20 protein-coding genes are annotated in these 19,755 nt (G+C 65.9%); 12 read left to right on the forward strand and 8 right to left on the reverse strand.

What is annotated here, in order from left to right; genetic code table 11:
• Positions 1 to 21 precede the first annotated feature (21 nt).
• From tcyN to TQ98_RS00260, 4 genes are all read right to left on the reverse strand, one after another.
• Positions 22 to 768, reverse strand: a complete 747-nt coding sequence (tcyN, locus tag TQ98_RS00245; protein ID WP_044870943.1) for an L-cystine ABC transporter ATP-binding protein TcyN — start codon at positions 766 to 768, stop codon at positions 22 to 24.
• Positions 768 to 1,436, reverse strand: coding sequence for a cystine ABC transporter permease (tcyL, locus tag TQ98_RS00250; RefSeq protein ID WP_044870944.1), 669 nt, complete (start codon positions 1,434 to 1,436; stop codon positions 768 to 770). Before tcyL ends, tcyN begins: the two co-directional genes overlap by 1 nt.
• Entirely contained in the window at positions 1,433 to 2,230 is a 798-nt protein-coding gene (tcyJ, locus tag TQ98_RS00255; RefSeq protein WP_044870945.1) for a cystine ABC transporter substrate-binding protein, read from the reverse strand. The genes tcyL and tcyJ overlap by 4 nt, the downstream gene beginning before the upstream one ends.
• Positions 2,231 to 2,341: 111 nt before the next feature.
• On the reverse strand, positions 2,342 to 3,343 hold the full coding sequence (locus TQ98_RS00260; RefSeq protein WP_044870946.1) for a D-cysteine desulfhydrase: 1,002 nt from the start codon (positions 3,341 to 3,343) through the stop codon (positions 2,342 to 2,344).
• Between the two features lie 284 nt (positions 3,344 to 3,627).
• Between TQ98_RS00260 and TQ98_RS00265 the strand changes: the two genes are divergently transcribed.
• The 10 genes from TQ98_RS00265 (at position 3,628) to TQ98_RS00310 (ending at position 13,423) form a co-directional block, all read left to right on the forward strand.
• A complete protein-coding gene (locus TQ98_RS00265; protein ID WP_044870947.1) occupies positions 3,628 to 4,410 on the forward strand; it encodes a MetQ/NlpA family ABC transporter substrate-binding protein in 783 nt (260 codons plus the stop codon).
• 238 nt (positions 4,411 to 4,648) lie between these two features.
• Positions 4,649 to 5,839, forward strand: coding sequence for a PLP-dependent aspartate aminotransferase family protein (locus tag TQ98_RS00270; RefSeq protein ID WP_103102825.1), 1,191 nt, complete (start codon positions 4,649 to 4,651; stop codon positions 5,837 to 5,839).
• Positions 5,840 to 6,102: 263 nt separating this feature from the next.
• Positions 6,103 to 6,852, forward strand: a complete 750-nt coding sequence (locus TQ98_RS00275) for a GntR family transcriptional regulator (protein WP_044870950.1) — start codon at positions 6,103 to 6,105, stop codon at positions 6,850 to 6,852.
• Positions 6,849 to 8,576, forward strand: a complete 1,728-nt coding sequence (locus TQ98_RS00280) for a fumarate reductase/succinate dehydrogenase flavoprotein subunit (protein WP_044870951.1) — start codon at positions 6,849 to 6,851, stop codon at positions 8,574 to 8,576. Before TQ98_RS00275 ends, TQ98_RS00280 begins: the two co-directional genes overlap by 4 nt.
• Positions 8,577 to 8,684: 108 nt before the next feature.
• Complete coding sequence (locus TQ98_RS00285; protein ID WP_044870952.1) at positions 8,685 to 8,930, forward strand: ferredoxin family protein; 246 nt, start codon at positions 8,685 to 8,687, stop codon at positions 8,928 to 8,930.
• A 143-nt stretch (positions 8,931 to 9,073) separates the two neighbouring features.
• Positions 9,074 to 10,480, forward strand: a complete 1,407-nt coding sequence (locus tag TQ98_RS00290) for an ABC transporter substrate-binding protein (RefSeq protein WP_044870953.1) — start codon at positions 9,074 to 9,076, stop codon at positions 10,478 to 10,480.
• A gap of 51 nt (positions 10,481 to 10,531) precedes the next feature.
• A complete protein-coding gene (locus tag TQ98_RS00295) occupies positions 10,532 to 11,311 on the forward strand; it encodes an ABC transporter permease (RefSeq protein WP_044870954.1) in 780 nt (259 codons plus the stop codon).
• Positions 11,311 to 12,165, forward strand: coding sequence for an ABC transporter ATP-binding protein (locus tag TQ98_RS00300; RefSeq protein WP_044870955.1), 855 nt, complete (start codon positions 11,311 to 11,313; stop codon positions 12,163 to 12,165). The genes TQ98_RS00295 and TQ98_RS00300 overlap by 1 nt, the downstream gene beginning before the upstream one ends.
• A complete protein-coding gene (locus tag TQ98_RS00305) occupies positions 12,162 to 13,127 on the forward strand; it encodes a HEAT repeat domain-containing protein (RefSeq protein ID WP_044870956.1) in 966 nt (321 codons plus the stop codon). The genes TQ98_RS00300 and TQ98_RS00305 overlap by 4 nt, the downstream gene beginning before the upstream one ends.
• A complete protein-coding gene (locus TQ98_RS00310) occupies positions 13,127 to 13,423 on the forward strand; it encodes a gamma-butyrobetaine hydroxylase-like domain-containing protein (RefSeq protein WP_044870957.1) in 297 nt (98 codons plus the stop codon). The genes TQ98_RS00305 and TQ98_RS00310 overlap by 1 nt, the downstream gene beginning before the upstream one ends.
• Before the next feature lie 94 nt (positions 13,424 to 13,517).
• On the opposite strand, the gene tauD is transcribed toward TQ98_RS00310, so the two are convergent.
• Genes tauD through tauA form a run of 4 tightly spaced genes read right to left on the reverse strand, consistent with a single transcriptional unit; the run spans position 13,518 to position 17,026 of the window.
• The gene (gene tauD / locus TQ98_RS00315; protein ID WP_044870958.1) at positions 13,518 to 14,351 is read right to left on the reverse strand and encodes a taurine dioxygenase; all 834 of its coding nucleotides are present in this window, start codon (positions 14,349 to 14,351) and stop codon (positions 13,518 to 13,520) included.
• Positions 14,352 to 14,381: 30 nt separating this feature from the next.
• Positions 14,382 to 15,215, reverse strand: coding sequence for a taurine ABC transporter permease TauC (gene tauC, locus TQ98_RS00320; protein ID WP_103102826.1), 834 nt, complete (start codon positions 15,213 to 15,215; stop codon positions 14,382 to 14,384).
• The gene (tauB, locus tag TQ98_RS00325; protein ID WP_044870960.1) at positions 15,212 to 15,994 is read right to left on the reverse strand and encodes a taurine ABC transporter ATP-binding subunit; all 783 of its coding nucleotides are present in this window, start codon (positions 15,992 to 15,994) and stop codon (positions 15,212 to 15,214) included. The genes tauC and tauB overlap by 4 nt, the downstream gene beginning before the upstream one ends.
• Before the next feature lie 54 nt (positions 15,995 to 16,048).
• Positions 16,049 to 17,026: a taurine ABC transporter substrate-binding protein gene (gene tauA / locus TQ98_RS00330; protein WP_103103119.1), complete on the reverse strand. Its 978-nt coding sequence runs from the start codon at positions 17,024 to 17,026 to the stop codon at positions 16,049 to 16,051.
• Between the two features lie 397 nt (positions 17,027 to 17,423).
• Between tauA and TQ98_RS00335 the strand changes: the two genes are divergently transcribed.
• Together TQ98_RS00335 and TQ98_RS00340 are read left to right on the forward strand one after the other, a co-directional pair.
• Positions 17,424 to 18,764 carry an OprD family porin gene (locus TQ98_RS00335; protein WP_044870962.1) on the forward strand — a complete coding sequence of 447 codons (1,341 nt, stop codon included), beginning with the start codon at positions 17,424 to 17,426 and terminating at the stop codon, positions 18,762 to 18,764.
• Between the two features lie 275 nt (positions 18,765 to 19,039).
• Positions 19,040 to 19,678, forward strand: a complete 639-nt coding sequence (locus tag TQ98_RS00340) for a peroxiredoxin (protein WP_103102827.1) — start codon at positions 19,040 to 19,042, stop codon at positions 19,676 to 19,678.
• Positions 19,679 to 19,755: the final 77 nt, after the last annotated feature.

Here is a 19,755-nt window from a genome sequence, read left to right on the forward strand (position 1 = left end):
AAGGAAATGCCTCGGAAACTCTCAGCCGTTAAGGAACTTGCTCAGGAACTGCTTGGTGCGCTCTTCCTTCGGCGTACTGAACAGGGCCTTGGCGTCGCCCTGTTCGACGATCACGCCCTTGTCGATGAAGATCGCGCGGTTGGCCACGTCGCGGGCGAAGCTCATCTCGTGGGTGACGATGACCATGGTGCGCTTCTCCTCGGCCAGGCCGCGGATGGTGGCGAGCACTTCGCCCACCAGCTCCGGGTCCAGCGCCGAGGTGGGTTCGTCGAAGAGGATCACGTCAGGCTCCATGGCCAGGGCACGGGCGATGGCCACCCGCTGTTGCTGGCCGCCGGACAGGCGCTTGGGGTAGGCGTCTTCCTTGCCCGCCAGGCCGACCTTGGCCAGCAGCTTGCGGGCCCGCTCGATGGCTTGCTCACGGGGCTGTTTCTTCACCACCACCGGGCCTTCGATGACGTTCTCCAGCGCAGTGCGATGGGGGAAGAGATTGAAGTTCTGGAACACGAAGCCGACGTGCTGGCGCAGCTTGCGAATCAGCGTCTGCTGGTGCTTCAGTGGCTTGCTGGCGTCGATGTCGATCTCGCCCACCCGAATATGGCCGCCGCTGGGTTCCTCCAGCAGGTTGAGGCAGCGCAGCAGGGTGGTCTTGCCGGAGCCGCTGGGGCCGATGATGGCCACCACTTCGCCCGGCTCGATGGTCAGGTCGATGCCCTTGAGCACCTCCTGGCCCTTGAAGGACTTGGTCAGGTTACGGACGGTGATCATCAGGCGTCGCGCTCATGCTGGTTGACCCGTGCCTCGAGGCGGCCCTGGAAGTGCGACAGCACGGTCGCGAGCACCCAGTAGAGCAGCGCGGCGGCCAGGTACATGGTGAAGATCTCGAAGGTGCGCGCGGTGATCAGCTGCGCCTGGCGGAAGAGTTCCGGCACCTGGATGGTGGCGGCCAGGGCGGTGTCCTTCACCAGCGAGATGAAGCTGTTGCCCAAGGGCGGCAATGCGGTGCGCGCGGCTTGCGGAAGGATGGCGCGCACCAGCGTCTGGGTGCGGCTCATGCCGATGCTGGCGGCGGCTTCCCACTGGCCCCGGTCGATGGAGGCGATGGCGGCGCGGAGGATTTCCGAGGTGTAGGCGGCCATGTTCAGCGAGAAGCCGATCAGCGCGGCGGGCAGCGGCTCAAGCTGGATGCCCAGCTGCGGCAGGCCGTAATAGATCATGAACAGCTGCACCAGCAGCGGCGTGCCACGGAAGAAGGACACGTAGATCCGCGAAAGCCACTGCAGGGCGGTGAAACCGTAGAGGCGCATCAGGGCGAGGGTGAACCCCAGCAGCAGGCCGAAGAACATGCCGCCGAGGCTCAGTACCACCGTAAAAACCGCGCCCTTCAACAGGAAGGGCGCGGAATCCAGCGCAAGTTGCAGGCTGGTGTCGATCATTGGGTAACGTCAGCCTTGAACCATTTCTCGGAGAGCTTCTTCAGGGTGCCGTCGGCCTTCAGCTTGGCCAGGGCCTTGTCGAGGGCGGCCAGCAGTTCCGGGTTGCCCTTGCGCAGGGCGATGCCGGCTTCCTGGCGGGAGAAGGGTTCGCCGGTCACGGCCAGCTTGCCATTGGTCTTCTCGACCATTTCGAAGGCGGCCAGGCGGTCCACCAGGATGGCGTCGATGCGGCCGACGTTGAGGTCCTGGAACTTGGTGGGGTCGTCGTCGTAGGTGCGGATGTCGGCCTGCGGGACGTTGTCCTTCAGCCACTGCTCGTAGTTGGTGCCCAGGCCCACACCGACCTTCTTGCCAGCCAGGTCAGCGGCGGACTTGATGCCGCCCTCGTCACCCTTGCGCACCAGCGCCTGGATGCCGGAGACGGTGTAGGGGGTGGAGAAGTCGTACTTCTTCTTGCGCTCGTCGGAGATGGTCACCTGGTTGATCACCACGTCCAGGCGCTTGGATTCCAGGGCCGCGAGGATGCCGTCCCACTTGGTGGGCTGGAACTCGGCCTTCACACCCAGCTCCTTGGCCAGGGCCTCGGCCAGTTCGACTTCGAAGCCGGTCAGCTTGCCGCTCTCGTCCTGGTAGTTGAAGGGCGGGTAAGTGCCTTCCAGGCCGACCTTGATGGCGCCTTTCTGCTGGATGTCCTGGAGCAGGTCGGCGGCGAAGCTGGTGCCGACAAAGCCGGCGCCGAGCACCAGGCTCAGGCTGCCGAGGATGAACTGGCGACGCAGGGTTGCGAATGTCATATGAGCCTCACGGGGGCAGGTTGCTAAAGGTGTGGCAACTCTAGGGTTTTGGTTATATGCAATAAAATAATCAAAAATTATTTACTGCATATTTTTTGGAATAAGCGCATTTCACACGACACCCGCTGGATGATAGGCGAAGAGTGCCGGAGAGCCACCGGTGTGGAGGAAGAGCACCGGCCCGTTGCCTTCGAAGGCGCCCTTGGCGACCCCATCGAGCAGGCCGGCGAAGGCCTTGCCGGTGTACACCGGGTCCAGCAGCAGGCCCTCGTGGCTGGCCACCTGGCGCACCGCGTCGAGAGTGCCGGCATTGGGCTCGCCGTAGCGCGGGGCGAAATACTGGTCCCACAGCTCCACCTTGAGTCCGGCCGGAACCGGGACGCCGAGCAAATCAGCCGTGCGTTGCAGCAGGCCCTCCACCTTGGGTCGCTGGGTGGCGTCCGGGCGGGAGACGGTGACGCCCACCACGCGGGTGCCGGGCAGGGCGTGCTCCAGGGCCAGCGCGAGGCCCGCGTGGGTGCCGGCGCTGCCGGAGGCCAGCACCACGGCGGAGAAGGTCTCGCCACTGGCCTTGATCTGCTCGGCCAGTTCCAGGCCGGCGCGCACATAACCCAGGGCCCCCAGGGCATTGGAGCCGCCGATGGGCACCAGGTACGGGCGCTTGCCGGCGGCGCGCAGGCGCTCGCCGGTGGCGGCGAGGAGCTCGTCGGCGGTGTCCAGGTTGGGCACCAGCTCGACCTCGGTACCGAACAGGTCCAGCAGCAGGCGGTTGCCATTGCTGAGGTAGTTGCTGTCGGTGGTGCCGATGGGGTTTTCCAGCAGGGCGACGCAGCCAAGACCCAGGCGCGCGGCCAGGGCGGCGGTCTGGCGGACGTGGTTGGACTGGATGGCACCGGCGGTGACCAGGGTATCGGCCCCCTGGGCCAGGGCGTCGGCGGCGAGGAATTCCAGCTTGCGCACCTTGTTGCCGCCGAGGGCGAAGGGGGTGATGTCGTCGCGCTTAACAAAGACGTCACGCCCCAGCTTGCTCGACAGCCGCTCCAGCTTCTCCAGCGGGGTGGGCGAGGGGACCAGTTCCAGACGGGGGAAGCGGGAAAGGGCGGCATTGAGCATGGCGGTGGCTCGGTGGGCAGTTGCGAAGGCTGCCACTCTAGTGAGCCGGGGCGTTGCAGGCAATTCGCAGACGCGACATGGAAATACTGGTCAGTCAGGGCGCGAACGTTATCAAGTGCGCTGTTTTTATATCCATTTTGGAATATAAAAATAAAAAATCGATATTTGTTCGTTATAAGAATTCACCGTAGTGTCGCCCTTAACCCGGCACACCCAGACCGGGCACTCCAACACCCGCTCGCGGCTGACGATCCAGCCGGAGCCACAGAATGAGACGGACCATCATGAAGAAGACCCTGCTGCTGACCGCCCTGGCCGCTGCCCTTTCCGCCACCTTCGCCCAGGCTGGCGAAAAGCTCGTCGTCGCCGCTACGCCGGTCCCCCACGCAGAAATCCTCGAGCTGGTGAAACCCCAGCTGGCCAAGGAAGGCGTGGATCTGGAAGTGAAGGTCTTCACCGACTACGTGCAGCCCAACCTGCAGGTGGACCAGAAGCGCCTGGACGCCAACTACTTCCAGACCAAGCCCTACCTGGACAACTTCAACAGCGGCAAAGGCACCCACCTGGTAATCGTCAAAGGCGTTCACGTCGAGCCCTTCGGCGGCTACTCCAGCAAGTACAAATCCCTGAAGGAACTGCCGGACGGCGCCACCATCGCCATCCCCAACGAAGGCAGCAACAGCGGCCGCGCCCTGCTCCTGCTGCAGAAGTCCGGCCTGCTGAAACTGAAAGATCCGAAGAACGCCCTGGCCACCCCCAAGGACATCGCCGAGAACCCGCACAACTTCAAGTTCAAGGAGCTGGAAGCGGCCCTGCTGCCGCGCGTGCTGGACCAGGTCGACCTGGCCCTGATCAACACCAACTACGCGCTGGAAGCCAAGCTGAACCCGTCCAAGGACGCCCTGGTGCTGGAAGACCGCACCTCGCCCTACGTGAACTACCTGGTGGCCCGTCCGGACAACAAGGACAGCGACGCCATCAAGAAACTCTCCGCCGCGCTGACCAGCCCGGAAGTGAAAACCTTCATCGAGCAGAAGTACTCCGGCGCGGTTGTGCCGGCGTTCTGATCCCCCGCTAGCCACGGTGGTGCAGGCCCGGCCTGCGCCTCTCCTCACGCCGACGAGGCTGTACTATCGTCGGCGTTCTTTTTTCTGCTGCCGTCCCGTGGGGCAAGGAATGGTGTAGGGGCGAATTCATTCGCCAAGCAGTCCGCAGGACTGCCCTGCAGAGTCCGGGCCCGCTTCGCGGTCCTTGGCGAATGAATTCGCCCCTACAGGGAAAGCGGCTCTCCACCCGGAGCCCACCATGTCCGAATCCAAACCCGGCCTCTCCACCCTCTCCGTCCACAGCGGCAATGACATCGACCAGAAGATGGTCACCCGCCCGAAGAGCCTGCCCATCTACGAATCCTCGGTGTTCGTCTACGACTCCCTGGAACAGGTGGACGATTTCCTCGCCGGCAATCCCGACAACTACATGTACACCCGCATCGCCAACCCCAATCAGGCGGCGTTGGAGCAACTGATCAAGGACCTGGAAGGCGGCGCAGCGGCGCTGTTCTCCGCCTCCGGCATGGCCTCGGTGAGCGCCGCGCTGCTGGGGCGGTTGAATGCCGGCGACCACCTGATCGCCAGCCGCGAGCTGTACGGCACCACCCAGAGCCTGATCGAGAAGGAACTGGTGCGTTTCGGCATCACCGCGACCCTGGTGGAGATCAACGACCTGGCGGCGGTGGAAGCGGCCATCACCCCGGCGACCAAGCTCATCTACACCGAAACCGCCTCCAATCCGCTGGTGCGGGTCAGCGACGTGCCGGCCCTGGCGAAGCTGGCCAAGTCCCGTGGCCTGAAGCTGCTGGTGGACAACACCTTTCTCTCGCCGGCGCTCTACAACCCGCTGGCCGAAGGCGCAGACCTGGTGCTGCACAGCACCACCAAGTACCTCAACGGCCACAGCGACGCCACCGGCGGCATCCTGGTGGGCGAGGCGGAGTGGATCGGGGAGGCGCGGCGCTTCCAGATCAACGCCGGCGGCAGTGCCAGCCCGTTCGAGTCCTGGCTGACCTTCCGTGGCGCCAAGACCCTGGCCCTGCGCATGAAGGCCCATTCGGCCAACGCCCAGGCCCTGGCCGAAGCCCTCGAAGCCCACCCGAAGGTGGCGCGGGTGTTCTACCCCGGCCTGCCGTCCCATCCGGACCACGCCCTGGCCCAGCGGCTGTTCCCCAAAGGCGCTTCGGGGATGCTCAGCTTCACCCTGCACGGCGGCCTGGCCGAGGTGGACCGGCTGATGCGCGGCCTGAAGAACACCGCCTTCGCGCCGTCCCTGGCGGGGGTCGCCAGCAGCATCACCCACCCCGGCAAGACCTCCCATCGCGCCCTGTCGGCCGAGGCCCTGGCGGAGCTGGATATCCACGACGGCACCATCCGCGTGTCGGTGGGCATCGAGGATGCGGACGACATCGTCGCCGACTTCGTGCAGGCGCTGGATAGGCTCTGATCCAGGTTCGACCTGAGGCGGGTCTCATTTCTGTAGGGGCGAATTCATTCGCCAAGGGCAGCGCAGCTGCCCCTAGCGGGCCTTGCAGGGCAGACCTTCGGCCTGCTTGGCGAATGAATTCGCCCCTACAGGAAAAGCACCGCCCGACGCGGGCGCCCGCTTCTATTCTTATTCAATAACGGTATTTCACCAGTCATTCTTATATCCGTTAATCTCGCGCCATAACTTGTTATAACAAGTAAGGAATTCAAGCGAAGGACACTATGGCCGAACTGCTCCCCCTCTCCCCGGTACCGCTCTACAGCCAGCTCAAGGAGCTGCTGCGCGGGCGCATCCTCGACGGCACCTACCCGCCCCACAGCCGCATGCCTTCGGAAAGCGAGCTGGGCAAGGCCTTCAACGTCAGCCGCATCACCGTGCGCCAGGCGCTGGGCGATCTGCAGAAGGAAGGGCTGATCTTCAAGATCCACGGCAAGGGCACCTTCGTTGCCAAACCCAAGGCCTTCCAGAACGTCACCACCCTGCAGGGCCTGGCCGAGTCCATGACCCAGATGGGCTACGAAGTGCTCAACCGCCTGCGCAGTTTCCGCCATGTACCCGCCAGTCCGTTGGTGGCGGCGCGCCTGCAGGTGGGGGAAGGCAGCCCGGTGACCGAGATTCGCCGCGTGCGCCTGATCAACCGGGAGCCGGTGTCGCTGGAAATCACCTGGCTGCCCAAGGCCGTGGGCGAGAAGCTGGAAAAGGCAGACCTCGCCACCCGCGACATCTTCCTGATCCTGGAAAACGACTGCGGCATTCCCTTGGGCCACGCCGATCTGGCCATCGACGCCGTGCTCGCCGACGGCGACCTGACCCAGGCGCTGGAGGTGGAGGAGGGCGCGCCGATCATGCGCATCGAGCGCCTGACCCACACCGCCGATGGCACGCCGCTGGACTTCGAACACCTCTACTACCGTGGCGATGCCTTCCAGTACCGCCTGCGCATCGACCGTCAGAAGGGACCCCAGGCATGAGCACCCAGCACCAGGATTACGACATCGTTGTCATCGGCGGCGGCACCGCCGGCCCCATGGCCGCGATCAAGGCCAAGGAGCACAACCGCGAGTTGCGCGTGCTGCTGCTGGACAAGGCCAACGTCAAGCGCAGTGGCGCCATCAGCATGGGCATGGACGGCCTGAACAACGCCATCATTCCCGGCCACGCGACGCCCGAGCAGTACACCAAGGAAATCACCGTCGCCAACGACGGCATCGTCAACCAGGCCACCGTCTACGCCTACGCCACCCACAGCTTCGAGACTATCCAGCAGCTCGACCGCTGGGGCGTGAAGTTCGAGAAGGACGAAACCGGCGACTACGCGGTGAAGAAGGTCCACCACATGGGCGCCTACGTGTTGCCCATGCCCGAGGGGCACGACATCAAGAAGGTGCTCTACCGCCAGCTCAAGCGTGCGCGGGTGGAGATCAGCAACCGCGTGGTCTGCACCCGCCTGCTGCTGGACGGCGACGGGGCCGCGTGTGGCGTCATGGGCTTCGACTGCCGCAGCGGCGAGTTCCGGGTGATCCGCGCCAAGGCGGTGATCCTCGCCTGCGGCGCGGCCGGTCGCCTCGGCCTGCCATCTTCGGGCTACCTGATGGGCACCTACGAGAACCCGACCAACGCCGGCGACGGCTACGCCATGGCCTATCACGCCGGGGCGGAGCTGGCGAACCTGGAGTGCTTCCAGATCAACCCGCTGATCAAGGACTACAACGGCCCGGCCTGCGCCTACGTCACCGGACCGCTGGGCGGCTACACCGCCAACAGCAAGGGCGAGCGCTTCATCGAGTGTGACTACTGGAGCGGCCAGATGATGTGGGAGTTCCACCAGGAGCTGGAGGGCGGAAACGGTCCGGTGTTCCTCAAGCTGGACCACCTGGCCGAGGAAACCATCCAGACCATCGAGGACATCCTGCACAGCAACGAGCGCCCCAGCCGTGGCCAGTTCCACGCCAATCGCGGCACCGACTACCGCCAGCAGATGGTGGAAATGCACATCTCCGAAATCGGCTTCTGCTCCGGCCATTCGGCCTCGGGCGTGTGGGTCAACGAGAAGGCCGAGACCAGCGTGAAGGGCCTGTACGCGGCGGGCGACATGGCCGCCGTGCCACACAACTACATGCTCGGCGCCTTCACCTACGGCTGGTTCGCCGGGGTCAACGCGGCGGATTACGTCGCCGGGCGTGCCTTCGCCGACATCGATTCCGACCAGGTGGAGCGCGAGCGGGCACGGGTCTTCGCGCCGCTCAACCGGGAACACGGCCTGCCGCCGGCCCAGGTCGAGTACAAGCTGCGGCGCATGGTCAACGACTACCTGCAGCCGCCCAAGGTGACGAAGAAGATGGAGATCGGCCTCGCACGCTTCGCCGAGATCGAGCGGGACCTGGCGCAGATGAAGGCCAGCAACCCCCACGAGCTGATGCGCGCGATGGAAGTGGCGGTGATCCGCGACTGCGCCGAAATGGCTGCCCGCGCCTCCCTGTATCGCGCCGAAAGCCGCTGGGGCCTGTACCACCATCGCGTGGACTTCCCCGAGCGCAACGACGCCGACTGGTTCTGCCATTGCCACCTGAAGAAGGGCGAGGACGGCTGCATGACCAGCTTCACGAAGCCGGTGGAGCCCTACCTGATTCCGCTGGATGCGGAGGAGCAGCAGGCCTACGACCGGCTGCGTGTGAAGACCGAAGCCGCCGCGTGAACGGGGACGCCCCGTAGGTTGGGTAGAGCGGAGCGAAACCCGACATGGAGCGCAACGCGCTCCTCGCCAGACCCATAACGAGAGCCCCAGACTCCAAGGAATCGTGAAATGGCCCATCAGCCCCAGGAAATCTTCTTCCGCAGCAGCGCGCCGGTGACCATCGATGAAGACAAGTGCATCGCTCACAAGGGCTGCACCGTCTGCGTCGAGGTCTGCCCCATGGACCTGCTGGCCATCAACCCGGCCACCCAGAAGGCCTACATGGCCTTCGACGAGTGCTGGTACTGCATGCCCTGCGAGAAGGATTGCCCGACCGGCGCGGTGACGGTGGAGATTCCCTACCTCCTGCGCTGACGATACCCATCAAAGCCCGACATCAGAAAGCAAACAGCCATCCGGCCCACCCCCGGACGCCTCACCTGAAAGCCCCTCGTTTCCCACCACCCAGCCATGTGGCGGAGACGATTCCAATACTCATGATTCGAGGGGAATTACCCATGCGTCTTCGTGCAACCGTCGCCAGCCTCGCGCTGGCCGTTTCCAGTCTGTCCGCCTCCGCCGAGACTATCCGCATCGCCATCGGCACCCAGGACACCACCATCAACTGCGCCACCGGCGGCCTGCTCATCCGCGAGCTGGGTCTGCTGGACAAGTACCTGCCCCATGACGGCAAGTACAAGGACGCCGACTACCAGGTGGAGTGGAAGAACTTCACCAGCGGCGCGCCGCTGACCAATGAAATGGTCGCCGGCAAGCTGGACTTCGGCGCCATGGCCGACTTCCCCGGCTCCTTCAACGGCGTGGCGCACCTCGACGCCGGCAAGCGCAGCCTGTTCATCAGCGTGCTGTCGGGCAGCACCCGAGGCAGTGGCAACGGCATCGTGGTGCCGGCATCGTCCAGCGTGCAGTCCCTGGCCGAACTCAAGGGCAAGACCATCTCCGTGCCCTTCGCCTCCACCGCCCACGGCATGCTGCTGCGCGCTGTCGCCGCCCAGGGCTGGGACCCGGAGAAGGACGTGCGCATCATCGCCCAGCCGCCGGAGATCGCCGGCTCCGCCCTGCGCAGCAACCGCATCGAGGCCCACGCCGATTTCGTGCCCTTCGCCGAGCTGTTCCCCAACCGTGGCTTCGCACGGAAGATCTACGACGGTTCCCAGGCCCAGGCGCCGACCTTCCACGGTGCCCTGGTGGACGCGGCCTATGCGAAGAAGTACCCGGAGATCGTCACCGCCTACCTGCGCGCCAGCCTGGAGGCCGACCGCCTGTTCGCCGAGTCGCCCGAGAAGTACAGCGAGCTGATCGAGAAGGTCACCGGCATCGAGGCCGAAGTGAACTACCTGTTCCACGGCCCCCTCGGCCTGCAGACCCGCGACCTCACCTGGAAGCCCGAGTACCGCAAGGCAGTGGCCACCTCCATCGACACCCTCAAACTCTTGAAGAAGACCGATCGTGGCCTGGACACCGACCGGTTCATCGACGACCAGTACATCCGCGCGGCCTTCAAGGCGTCCGGGCAGGACTACGACCAGGCGCTGAAGAACTACGCCCCGTTGCCGCTCAAGGCCAACGACGCGCTGACCGGCAAGCCGATCACCGACTTCAAGCGCCTGGCGCAGATCTGGGTGCGCGGCGAAGACAAGGTCCGTCACTACGCCTCGCCGGAAGCCGCACTGACCGCGTTGGCCCAGCTGGAAAAGGAAGGCAAGGACATCCGCGCCATCTACGCCCAGGCTGCCGACAGCGGGATCAAGTTGCTGGCCAACCAGGCCTGGTTCGTGCGCAACGACCAGGGTGAGCTGAGCGCCTTCCTGCTCAAGGAGCAGGCCGAGCAATACGCTCAGCGCAACGGTGGCACCGCGCTGGATTTCGTCAGCGCCAACCAGAAGCAGGTGGCCCAGCGCTGACGGCCCTAGCCCTCTCCCCTCGGGGAGAGGGGGACAGCCAGGAGAAGATCGATGACGAACCTTTACCGCTGGCCCCTGCGCCTCGCCTCGCTGGCTGCCTGCCTGCTGTTCTGGCAGCTGGCCGCCACCGCGCGGCTGGACCTGGGCCTGTTCACCTTCACCTATGTGCCCACGCCCGCTGCCGTGCTGGAGGCCGCCTGGCAGCTGGCGCACTCGAGCAAGCTGCTGCCGCACCTCACCAGCAGCCTGGCGCGGGTGTTCGCTGGCTACCTGGCCGCCGCGCTGCTGGGCGTACTGCTGGGCCTGGCCATCGGCCGCTCGAAATGGGCCGAAGACAGCCTGTTGCCACCGCTGGAAGTGCTGCGGCCGATTCCCGCCGTGGCCTGGATTCCCCTGGCCATCCTGATGTTCCCCTCGTCGGAGCTGTCGATGGTGTTCATCACTTTTACCGGCGCGCTGTTTCCCATCCTGCTCAACACCGTGCACGGCGTCGAAGGCGTCGACCCGCGCCTGATCGCTTCGGCGCGCAGCCTCGGCGCCGGGCGCGTGGCGATCCTGCGGGAGGTGATCCTGCCGGGCGCGACGCCGAGCATCGTCACGGGGCTGGCCATCGGCATGGGCACGTCGTGGTTCTGCCTGGTCACCGCCGAAATGATCTCCGGCCAGTTCGGCATCGGTTACTACACCTGGGAGTCCTACGTCGTGCAGAACTACCCCGACATCGTGGTCGGCATGTTGCTGATCGGTCTGCTCGGCATGGGCAGCAGCGGCCTGGTGAAACGTTTTGGTGCCCTGGCCACGCCCTGGTACCGCGCGCGGAGGACTGCCTGATGAGCGCCCTCGAGCAATCCGTGGAGCCCGGCCGCATCGAGGCCCGTGGCATTTCCATCCGCCTGGGGCAGGGCAGCGATGCCTTCGAGGCGGTGCAGGCGCTGGACTTCGCCATCGCGCCGGGAGAGTTCGTCTGCATCCTCGGTCCGTCCGGTTGTGGCAAGTCCACCCTGCTCGGCGCGTTGGCCGGCCACCTGCGCCCCAGCGCCGGCAGGCTGGAAGTGGACGGCCGGCCAATCAGCGGGCCATCGCCCGAGCGCGGCATGGTGTTCCAGCACCATACGCTGCTGCCTTGGCGCAGCGTGCTGGACAACGTCGCCTTCGGCCTGAAGATGCAGGGCCTGGGCAAGTCCGAGCGCCGCCGCCAGGCCGCCGAGTTCCTGCGTCTGGTGGGCCTGGAAGATTTCGCCGGCCGCTGGCCGAGTCAGCTGTCCGGGGGCATGCAGCAGCGTGCTGAAATCGCCCGGGTGCTGATCAACCGTCCGCGCCTCTTGCTGATGGACGAACCGTTCGGGGCCCTCGACGCGCAGACCCGCTCGCGGATGCAGGAACTGCTGCTGGATATCTGGACGCGCATCCGCACCACCGTGGTGTTCGTCACCCATGACATCGACGAAGCGCTGTTCCTCGCCGACCGCATCCTGGTGATGAGCCCGCGTCCCGGCCGCTTCATCGAAAACCTGCGCCTGGACTTCCCACGTCCGCGCCGCGCCAGCCTGCTCACCAGTCCTGGCTTCTCCCACCTCAAGCGCCACTGCCTGGAACTGCTGCGCCATGAAGAAGGCCGCGAGTTGCCACGCCTGACCCCGCTGGGCCTGCCCACCGACCACCCGCCACTGCGAATTGCCCTATGACCGAGCGTACTAGCGACAACCCCGACATCCTCGACCTGCTGCCGCGTCTCACCGATGACGACGCCGGCGTACGTCGCATCGCCCTGATCGAACTGGCCGACCTGGAAGACCCCGAAGGCTTGCCCTGGCTCACCGACGCCCTGGTGGTGGACCCGGCGGCCGAGGTGCGCGCCGAAGCCGCCCGCCTGCTGGAAGCCTGGGAAGAACCCGACGTGGTGCAAGCGCTCTGCGCCGCCCTGGCGGATGCCGCCGAGCCTGTGCGCCTGGCCGCCGCCCAGAGCCTCAGCGAACTGAAGACCCTGGAGGCCGGACGCGTGATCCTGCCCTGGGTGGCCCATGCCGATGCCTTCGTGCGTAGCAGCGCCCTGCGTGCACTGCGTGAGCTGCGTCTGGAGGAGGCTGCCGGCCCGGCCCTGCTGGCGCTGGAGGATGCCGAAGCTGTGGTGCGCCGCGAGGCGGTGGGCATCCTCGGCTGGCTCAAGCATGACGCTGCGTTGCCGGAACTGGCGCGATTGGCCAGCGACGACGCCGATACCGAAGTACGCCGCGCCGCCACCGGCGCCCTCGGCCTGGCCCGCGACGCCAGCGTATTGGCCGCGCTGTATGCGGCCTTGCGCGATACCACCTGGCAGGTACGCGAGGAAGCCGCCACCACCCTGGGCAAGGTCGGCCTGGCAGAAGCCGGTCCCGCACTCGTGCAGGCCCTGAGCGACGATTACTGGCAGGTACGCCTGCGTGCCGCCCGTGCGCTGGGTCGCCTGCGTTATCGCGAGGCAGGTGTGCAGTTGGCCGCACTCCTCGGCCACGGCATCGCCAACCTGCGCAAGGAGGCGGCGCTGGCCCTCGGTGAGTTGGGCGACGCCGCCGCATTGCCGGCCCTGCGCCAGGCCGCCGCCGACGGCGATCCGGAAGTGCGCAAGGCGGTACGCATTGCCCTGGCGCAACTGCAAGGGGCGGCCTGATGGACGCCCCCAGCGCACTGCGCAATTCACGTAGCCAGACGTCGCTGATGCTGGAGTGGGCGGATGGCGAACGCCAGACGATCAGCCACGCCCGCCTGCGCGGCGCCTGCCCCTGCTCGCAATGCAAGGCGGCGCGGTTGCGCGGGGTGATTGCGCTGGTGGATGAGGACGTGCGCCTGGAGCGCATTGCGCTCCAGGGCTATGGCGTGCAACTGGTGTTCAGTGATGGGCACGAACGGGGGATTTATCCCTGGGGGTATTTGCGGGAGTTGGGCCACGCAGGATCAGCCCGGTAGGGTGCGCTGCGCGCACTGGAATCTCCGCGCGGGACTTCTGGTGCGCACGGCGCACCCTACGAGGCAGGCTGCGCCGACGCACGCTCTCGGTTCTTCAGAACGGCCTGTCCCCCAGAATGGTCGCCCGATGCATTACCCGCCGTTGCGGCCGGTAGTCGTCCACCGCGAAGTGCTGGGTGATGCGGTTGTCCCAGAAGGCCACGTCGTTTTCCTGCCAGCGCCAGCGGATGGTGAACTCGGGGCGGGTGGCGTGGGCGAAGAGGAAGCGCAGCAGCGCGTCGCTTTCCGCTGCCGTCAGTTCGTTGATGCGGGTGGTGAAGCCTTCATTGACGAACAGCCCCTTGCGCCCGGTGACCGGATGGGTGCGTACCACCGGGTGGCTGCGGGGCGGGTGCTTGCGCTTGGCGTCTTCCAGGCGCTCCTGTTCTTCGGGCGTGAGGCTGAAGCGTTCCTCGGGGAAGGAGCGGCTCAGGTCGTGGTTGGCGGTGAGGTCTTCCAACAGTTGCTGAATGGGTTTCGACAGCGCGTCGTAGGCGGCGCTGCTGCTGGCCCAGAGCGTGTCGCCGCCAAAGGGCGGCAGTTGCTTGGCGGCCAGCACCGCGCCCAATGCCGGGGTTTCCAGGAAGGTCACGTCGGTGTGCCAGAGGGCGTTGTCGCGCACATCGGTGACGGCGGTATCCAGCACCAGCACTTCCGGTTGTTCGGGGATGTTCGGGTAGATCGGATGGATATGCAGGTCGCCGAAGTGGCGGGCGAAGGCGGCTTGCTGTTGCGGGTTGAGCGGCTGGCCGCGAAAGAACAGCACCTGGTGGGTGAGCAGGGCGCGTTCCACCGCTTCGCGCTGCGTGGCGTCGAGGGGACGGTTGAGGTCGAGGCCTTCGACCACGGCGCCGAGGGCGGGGGAGAGCGGGGTGATGTGCAGAGGCATGGCGTTGTCTCGCGAGGCCCAACGAATGGGTCAGTGGTTCTGCCCATGCCAGGGCACGAGCTTGCGTTGCAGGGCGCGCAGGCCGAGTTCGAGGGCGAAGGCGATCAGGGCGATGACGAGGATGCCGAGGATCACCACATCGGTGACCAGGAACTGCGCCGCCGACTGCACCATGAAGCCCAAGCCGCGGGTGGCGGCCACCAGTTCGGCGGCCACCAGGGTGGACCAGCCGACGCCGAGGCCGATGCGTACGCCGGTGAGGATGTCCGGCAGGGCACTGGGCAGGATCACATGGCGGATCAGCTGCGCCTGGCTGGCGCCCAGGGACTGCGCCGCGCGCAGCTTCGCCGGGTCGACGTTGCGCACGCCGGTGGCGGTGGCGATGGCGATGGGGGCGAAGATCGCGAGGAAAATCAGCAATACCTTGGACAGCTCACCGATGCCGCACCAGATGACGATCAGCGGCAGGTAGGCCAGCGGCGGGATGGGCCGATAGAACTCGATCAGCGGGTCGAAGATGCCGCGTGCGATCCGATTGCGGCCGATGGCGACGCCCAGCGGAACGGCGGTCAGCACCGCCGCCAGCAGGGCCACGCCGATGCGCCCCAGGCTGGCGCCCAGGTGTTGCCAAAGGCTGGCGTCCATATAGCCCTGGTTCAGCAGTATCCAGCCCTTGCGCGCGATGGCCTGGGGGCTGGGCAGGAACAGCGGTTCGATCAGGCCGGCGGTGGTCACCGCCCACCACGCCAACACCAGGCTGGCCAGGGTGAGGATGCTGATGGACAGCGTGCTCAGTGGTCGGCGCTGGCGGGGATTCACGACCGGGGTGGCCTTGTCGGCCAGGGGCAGTTCGAGGCTGCTCATGCGCTTCTCCTCTGGCGTTCGGCGAAGACCTGGGCGAGCACGTGCTCGCGGGTCTCGATGAAGCGCGGGTCGGACTTGATCGCCCGCGCGCTTTCCCCGGCGGCGTAGCGCTGGCCGAAGTCCAGGCGCAGGCGCTCGCTGATGCGGCCCGGGTTGGGCGACAGCAGGATGAGTTCGGTGGCGAGGAACACGGCTTCCTCGATGTCGTGGGTAATCAGGAACACCGGCTTGGCGGTGCGACGCCAGACCTGCAACAGCAGCTCCTGCATCTGCTCGCGGGTGAAGGCGTCGAGGGCGCCGAAGGGTTCGTCCATCAGCAGCACGCGCGGGTCGGCGGCCAATGCGCGGGCGATGCCGACGCGCTGTTTCTGCCCGCCGGAAAGCTCCCAGATGCGGCGTTTGTCGAAGCCGGCCAGGTCCACCAGGGCAAGCATGTCGCGGGCGCGCGACTCGCGTTCGGTGCGGGGGATGCCGGCCAGCTCCAGGCCGAAGGCGACGTTGCCCAGCACGTCCTGCCAGGGCAGCAGGGCGTCGTCCTGGAACACCACGCCGCGCTCGGCACTTGGGCCGTTGACGGGGACGCCGTCGAGGCTGATGCGCCCGGCGCTGGGGGCGACGAAGCCGGCGATGAGGTTGAGCAGGGTGGTCTTGCCGCTGCCGGAGGGGCCGAGGGCCACCAGCAGTTCGCCGGGCCCGAGATTGAGGGAGATGTCGGTCAGTACCGGCTCGGCCGTGCCGGGGTACTGTGCGCTGATGCGCTCCAGTTGGAGTAGGGCCATTTTCTGCGAGTCTCTGGAGGGCCTGCCCGACAGCTCCGGGCAGGCGGCCGCCTGTCAGTTGGTGACGTATTTGGCGCTGACGTAGGGCGCGTAGTCGGGCAGCACGGCGTCGACCTTGCCCTGTTCCTTCAGGAAGGACGCGGTCTCGGTGAGCGCCTGGGTGGTGGGGGCACCGAGGGCGGTGGCCTGGTCGGCCGCCAGCGGGAATACGTTGCCCTGCAGCAGCAGCGGGATGTCCTCTGCCTTGGCGCCGGAGAGCTTCACCAGCTTGTCGATGTTGCCCTTGTCGGCCAGCCAGGCTTTCGGGTCCTTGCGGTAATCGGCGTAGGCGTCGAGGGTCACCTTGGCGAAGGCGCGGACGACTTCCGGGTGCTTCTCGGCGAAGTCCTTGCGCACGATCCAGGCATCGAAGGTGGGGGCGCCCAGCTTGCCCAGTTCGGCGGAGCTGATCAGCACCTTGCCGTTGGACTTGGCCACGCCCAGGGCCGGGTCCCAGACGTAGGTGGCGTCGATGTCGCCGCGCTGCCAGGCGGCGATGATGGCCGGCGGCGCGAGGTTGAGGATGGTCACCTTGGTGGGGTCGATCTGCCAGTGCTTGAGGGCCGCCAGCAGGCTGTAGTGGCCGGTGGAAACGAAGGGCACGGCGATCTTCTTGCCGATCAGATCCTCGGGCTTGGCGATGCCGGCGCCGTTGCGCGTCACCAGGGCTTCGGCGTCGCCGATCTGGGTGGCGATGAGGAAGGTCTGGATCGGCAACTGGCGTGTAGCGGCCGCCGCCAGGGGGCTGGAGCCGACATAGCCGATCTGCACGTCACCGGAGGCAACGGCGGTGATGACGTCGGCGCCGCTGTCGAACTTGCGCCAATCGATGCTGGACTTGCTCGCCTTCTCGTAGGCGCCGTCGGCCTGGGCCACCTTGGCCGGGTCGACGGTGGTCTGGTAGGCGACGGTGAAGTCCGCGGCGTGGGCGCTCAGGGCCAGGCCGCCAAGGGTCAGGGCCGCCAGCAGGCGACGGGGAAACAGGGACGGGATCATGGAGGTGCTCCTCAACGGGCTGGGGCCGGTCTTGGAGGCCGGGCCACGGGACAGGGGGATGCTGCGATCTGGGTGTCCGGTGGTCCGGTGAGCAGAATTTAGATGATCTAAAAAACTGCGAATAAATAATTTTTTGGAATGAGCTTAGAGATCGAGAAAGCTCAAGGGTTGGAATCTTTTATTCCATATAGCTATTTACATCTGAAAAATAATTCTTTTTTGAAATTAGCAGTCGCCCCCTAGAGTGGCGGCCTGCCGAAAGCGGACCGCCGCATCGCACTTGCACCGGAGCCTGTGAAAACGACAGTGGCTTCGAAGGTCACGCAGCGGCGTAACGCGTCTGCTCCTGCTCCGGGCATCCAACACCCTTAAAAGATCGCAATGGAGCATGAGCATGAACAAATCGTCCCTGACCCTGGCTGTCGCCCTTGGCGTGCTGGCCCAGCAGGCCGCCGCCGGCGGCTTCATCGAAGACAGCAAGGCCAACCTGGCGCTGCGCAACTTCTACATCAACCAGGACAACCGCGAAGGCGCGGCGGCGCCGTCGAAGCAGGAAGAGTGGGGCCAGGGCTTCCTCCTCAACTACAGCTCCGGCTTCACCGAGGGCACCGTCGGCGTCGGTGTCGACGCCCTCGGCCTGCTCGGCGTCCGGCTGGATTCCGGGCGCGGCACCCACTTCAACCCGACCAGCGCCAACTACGGCGGCATCGTCTTCCCCACCGACGAGGACGGCCGCGCGGTGGACGAGTTCAGTAGCCTGGGGCTGACCGGCAAGCTGCGCCTGTCGAAGACCGAGGCGCGCCTCGGCACCCTGCTGCCGAAGCTGCCGGTGGTGACCTACAACGACGGCCGCCTGCTGCCGCAGACCTTCGAGGGCGGGCAGGTGACCTCCAGCGAGATCGCTGGCCTGACCCTGGTCGGCGGCCAGCTGGAACACGCCAAGGGGCGCAACTCCAGCGACAGCCGCGGGCTGTCCATCGCCGGGGCGAACAACGCCCGCACCGGCCAGTTCGTCAACAAATTCTATTTCGCCGGCGGCGACTACAAGGTCAGCGACAACCTGCTGGCGCAGTACTACTACGGCAACCTGGAAGACTTCTATCAGCAGCACTTCCTCGGCCTGACCCACAACTGGGCTCTGCCGGTGGGCGCGCTGAAGTCCGACCTGCGCTACTTCGCCAGCGACTCCGACGGCCAGAACGCCAGCGCCGCCGGCCGCGCCGCGGGTTTCGTCAGCAGCGGCAACTGGGCGAAGAACGACCCGCACAAGGGCGAGGTGGACAACCGCACCTGGAGCGCCTTCTTCAGCTACACCCTGGGCGGCCACGTGGCCAGCCTGGGCTACCAGCAGGTGAGCGGCGACAGTGCCTTCCCCTACCTGAACCAGGGCGACGGCGCCACCGCCTACCTGATCACCGACCGCCAGATCGGCAAGTTCCTCAGTGCCGGCGAGCGCACCTGGGTGGCCGAGTACGGCTACGACTTCGCCAAGCTCGGCGTGCCGGGGCTGAAAGCGGTGGGGACCTACCTGAAGGGCTCGAACATCGAGACCCAGGGCAGTGACCAGGGCGAGTGGGAGCGTGACTTCCGTCTCGACTACGTGCTGCAGGACGGCCCGCTGAAGGGCCTGGGCCTGTCCTGGCGCAATGCGGCGTTCCGCAGCGACCTCGGCGGCACCACCCGCGACCAGGACGAGAACCGCCTGATTGTCAGCTACACCCTGACGCTGCTGTAAGCCGGGCCCGTCGTAGGGTGGATCACGCTTCACCGATCCACAGTCGGTGCCGAACCTGGCCTCGTTGGTGGATGTAAAAAGCGACATCCACCCTACGGCTTGCTCCCACACGAAACAGCCGGGAACCTCATTCCAGAGGCCTTCCCGGCTTTTTCACGACTGCAAACAAATAGGCTAAAAAGTAATAAATAAATCGTTATTTATTCTTTTTAATTTTCAAACGAGCTGCGCATAGTGAGCCCCACGGAATAACACCAGGACACAGGAGCAACACCATGAGCATCCGCCTTGGCGATCTCGCCCCCGACTTCGAACAGGACTCCAGCGAAGGCCGCATCCGCTTCCACGACTGGCTGGGCAGCAACTGGGGCGTGTTGTTCTCGCACCCCGCCGACTTCACGCCGGTGTGCACCACCGAGCTGGGGTTCACCGCCAAGCTGAAGGACGAATTCGCGGCCCGTGGCGTGAAGGTGATCGCCCTGTCCGTGGACCCGGTGGACTCTCACCATCGCTGGATCGACGACATCAACGACACCCAGGGCACCCTGGTGAATTTCCCGATCATCGCCGACGCCGATCGCAAGGTCTCCGACCTGTACGACCTGATTCACCCGAACGCCAACGACACCCTCACCGTGCGTTCGCTGTTCATCATCGACCCGAACAAGAAGGTGCGCCTGATCATCACCTACCCGGCCAGCACCGGGCGCAACTTCAACGAAATCCTGCGGGTGATCGACTCCCTGCAACTGACCGACCACCACAAGGTCGCCACCCCGGCCAACTGGCAGGACGGCGACGAGGTGGTGATCGTCCCCTCGCTCAAGGACGAGGATGAAATCCGCCGGCGCTTTCCGCGCGGCTACAAGGCGGTCCGGCCCTACCTGCGCCTGACCCCGCAACCCAACCGCTGATTCACATCGCGCATCCGCGCACGGAAAGACCCCGCCTTACTCACCCGCCAACGGGCCAGCAGGCAACGACACCCACA

The sequence above is a fragment of the Pseudomonas sp. LFM046 genome (assembly GCF_000949385.2).
In the GTDB taxonomy this organism is placed as follows: Bacteria; Pseudomonadota; Gammaproteobacteria; order Pseudomonadales; family Pseudomonadaceae; genus Metapseudomonas.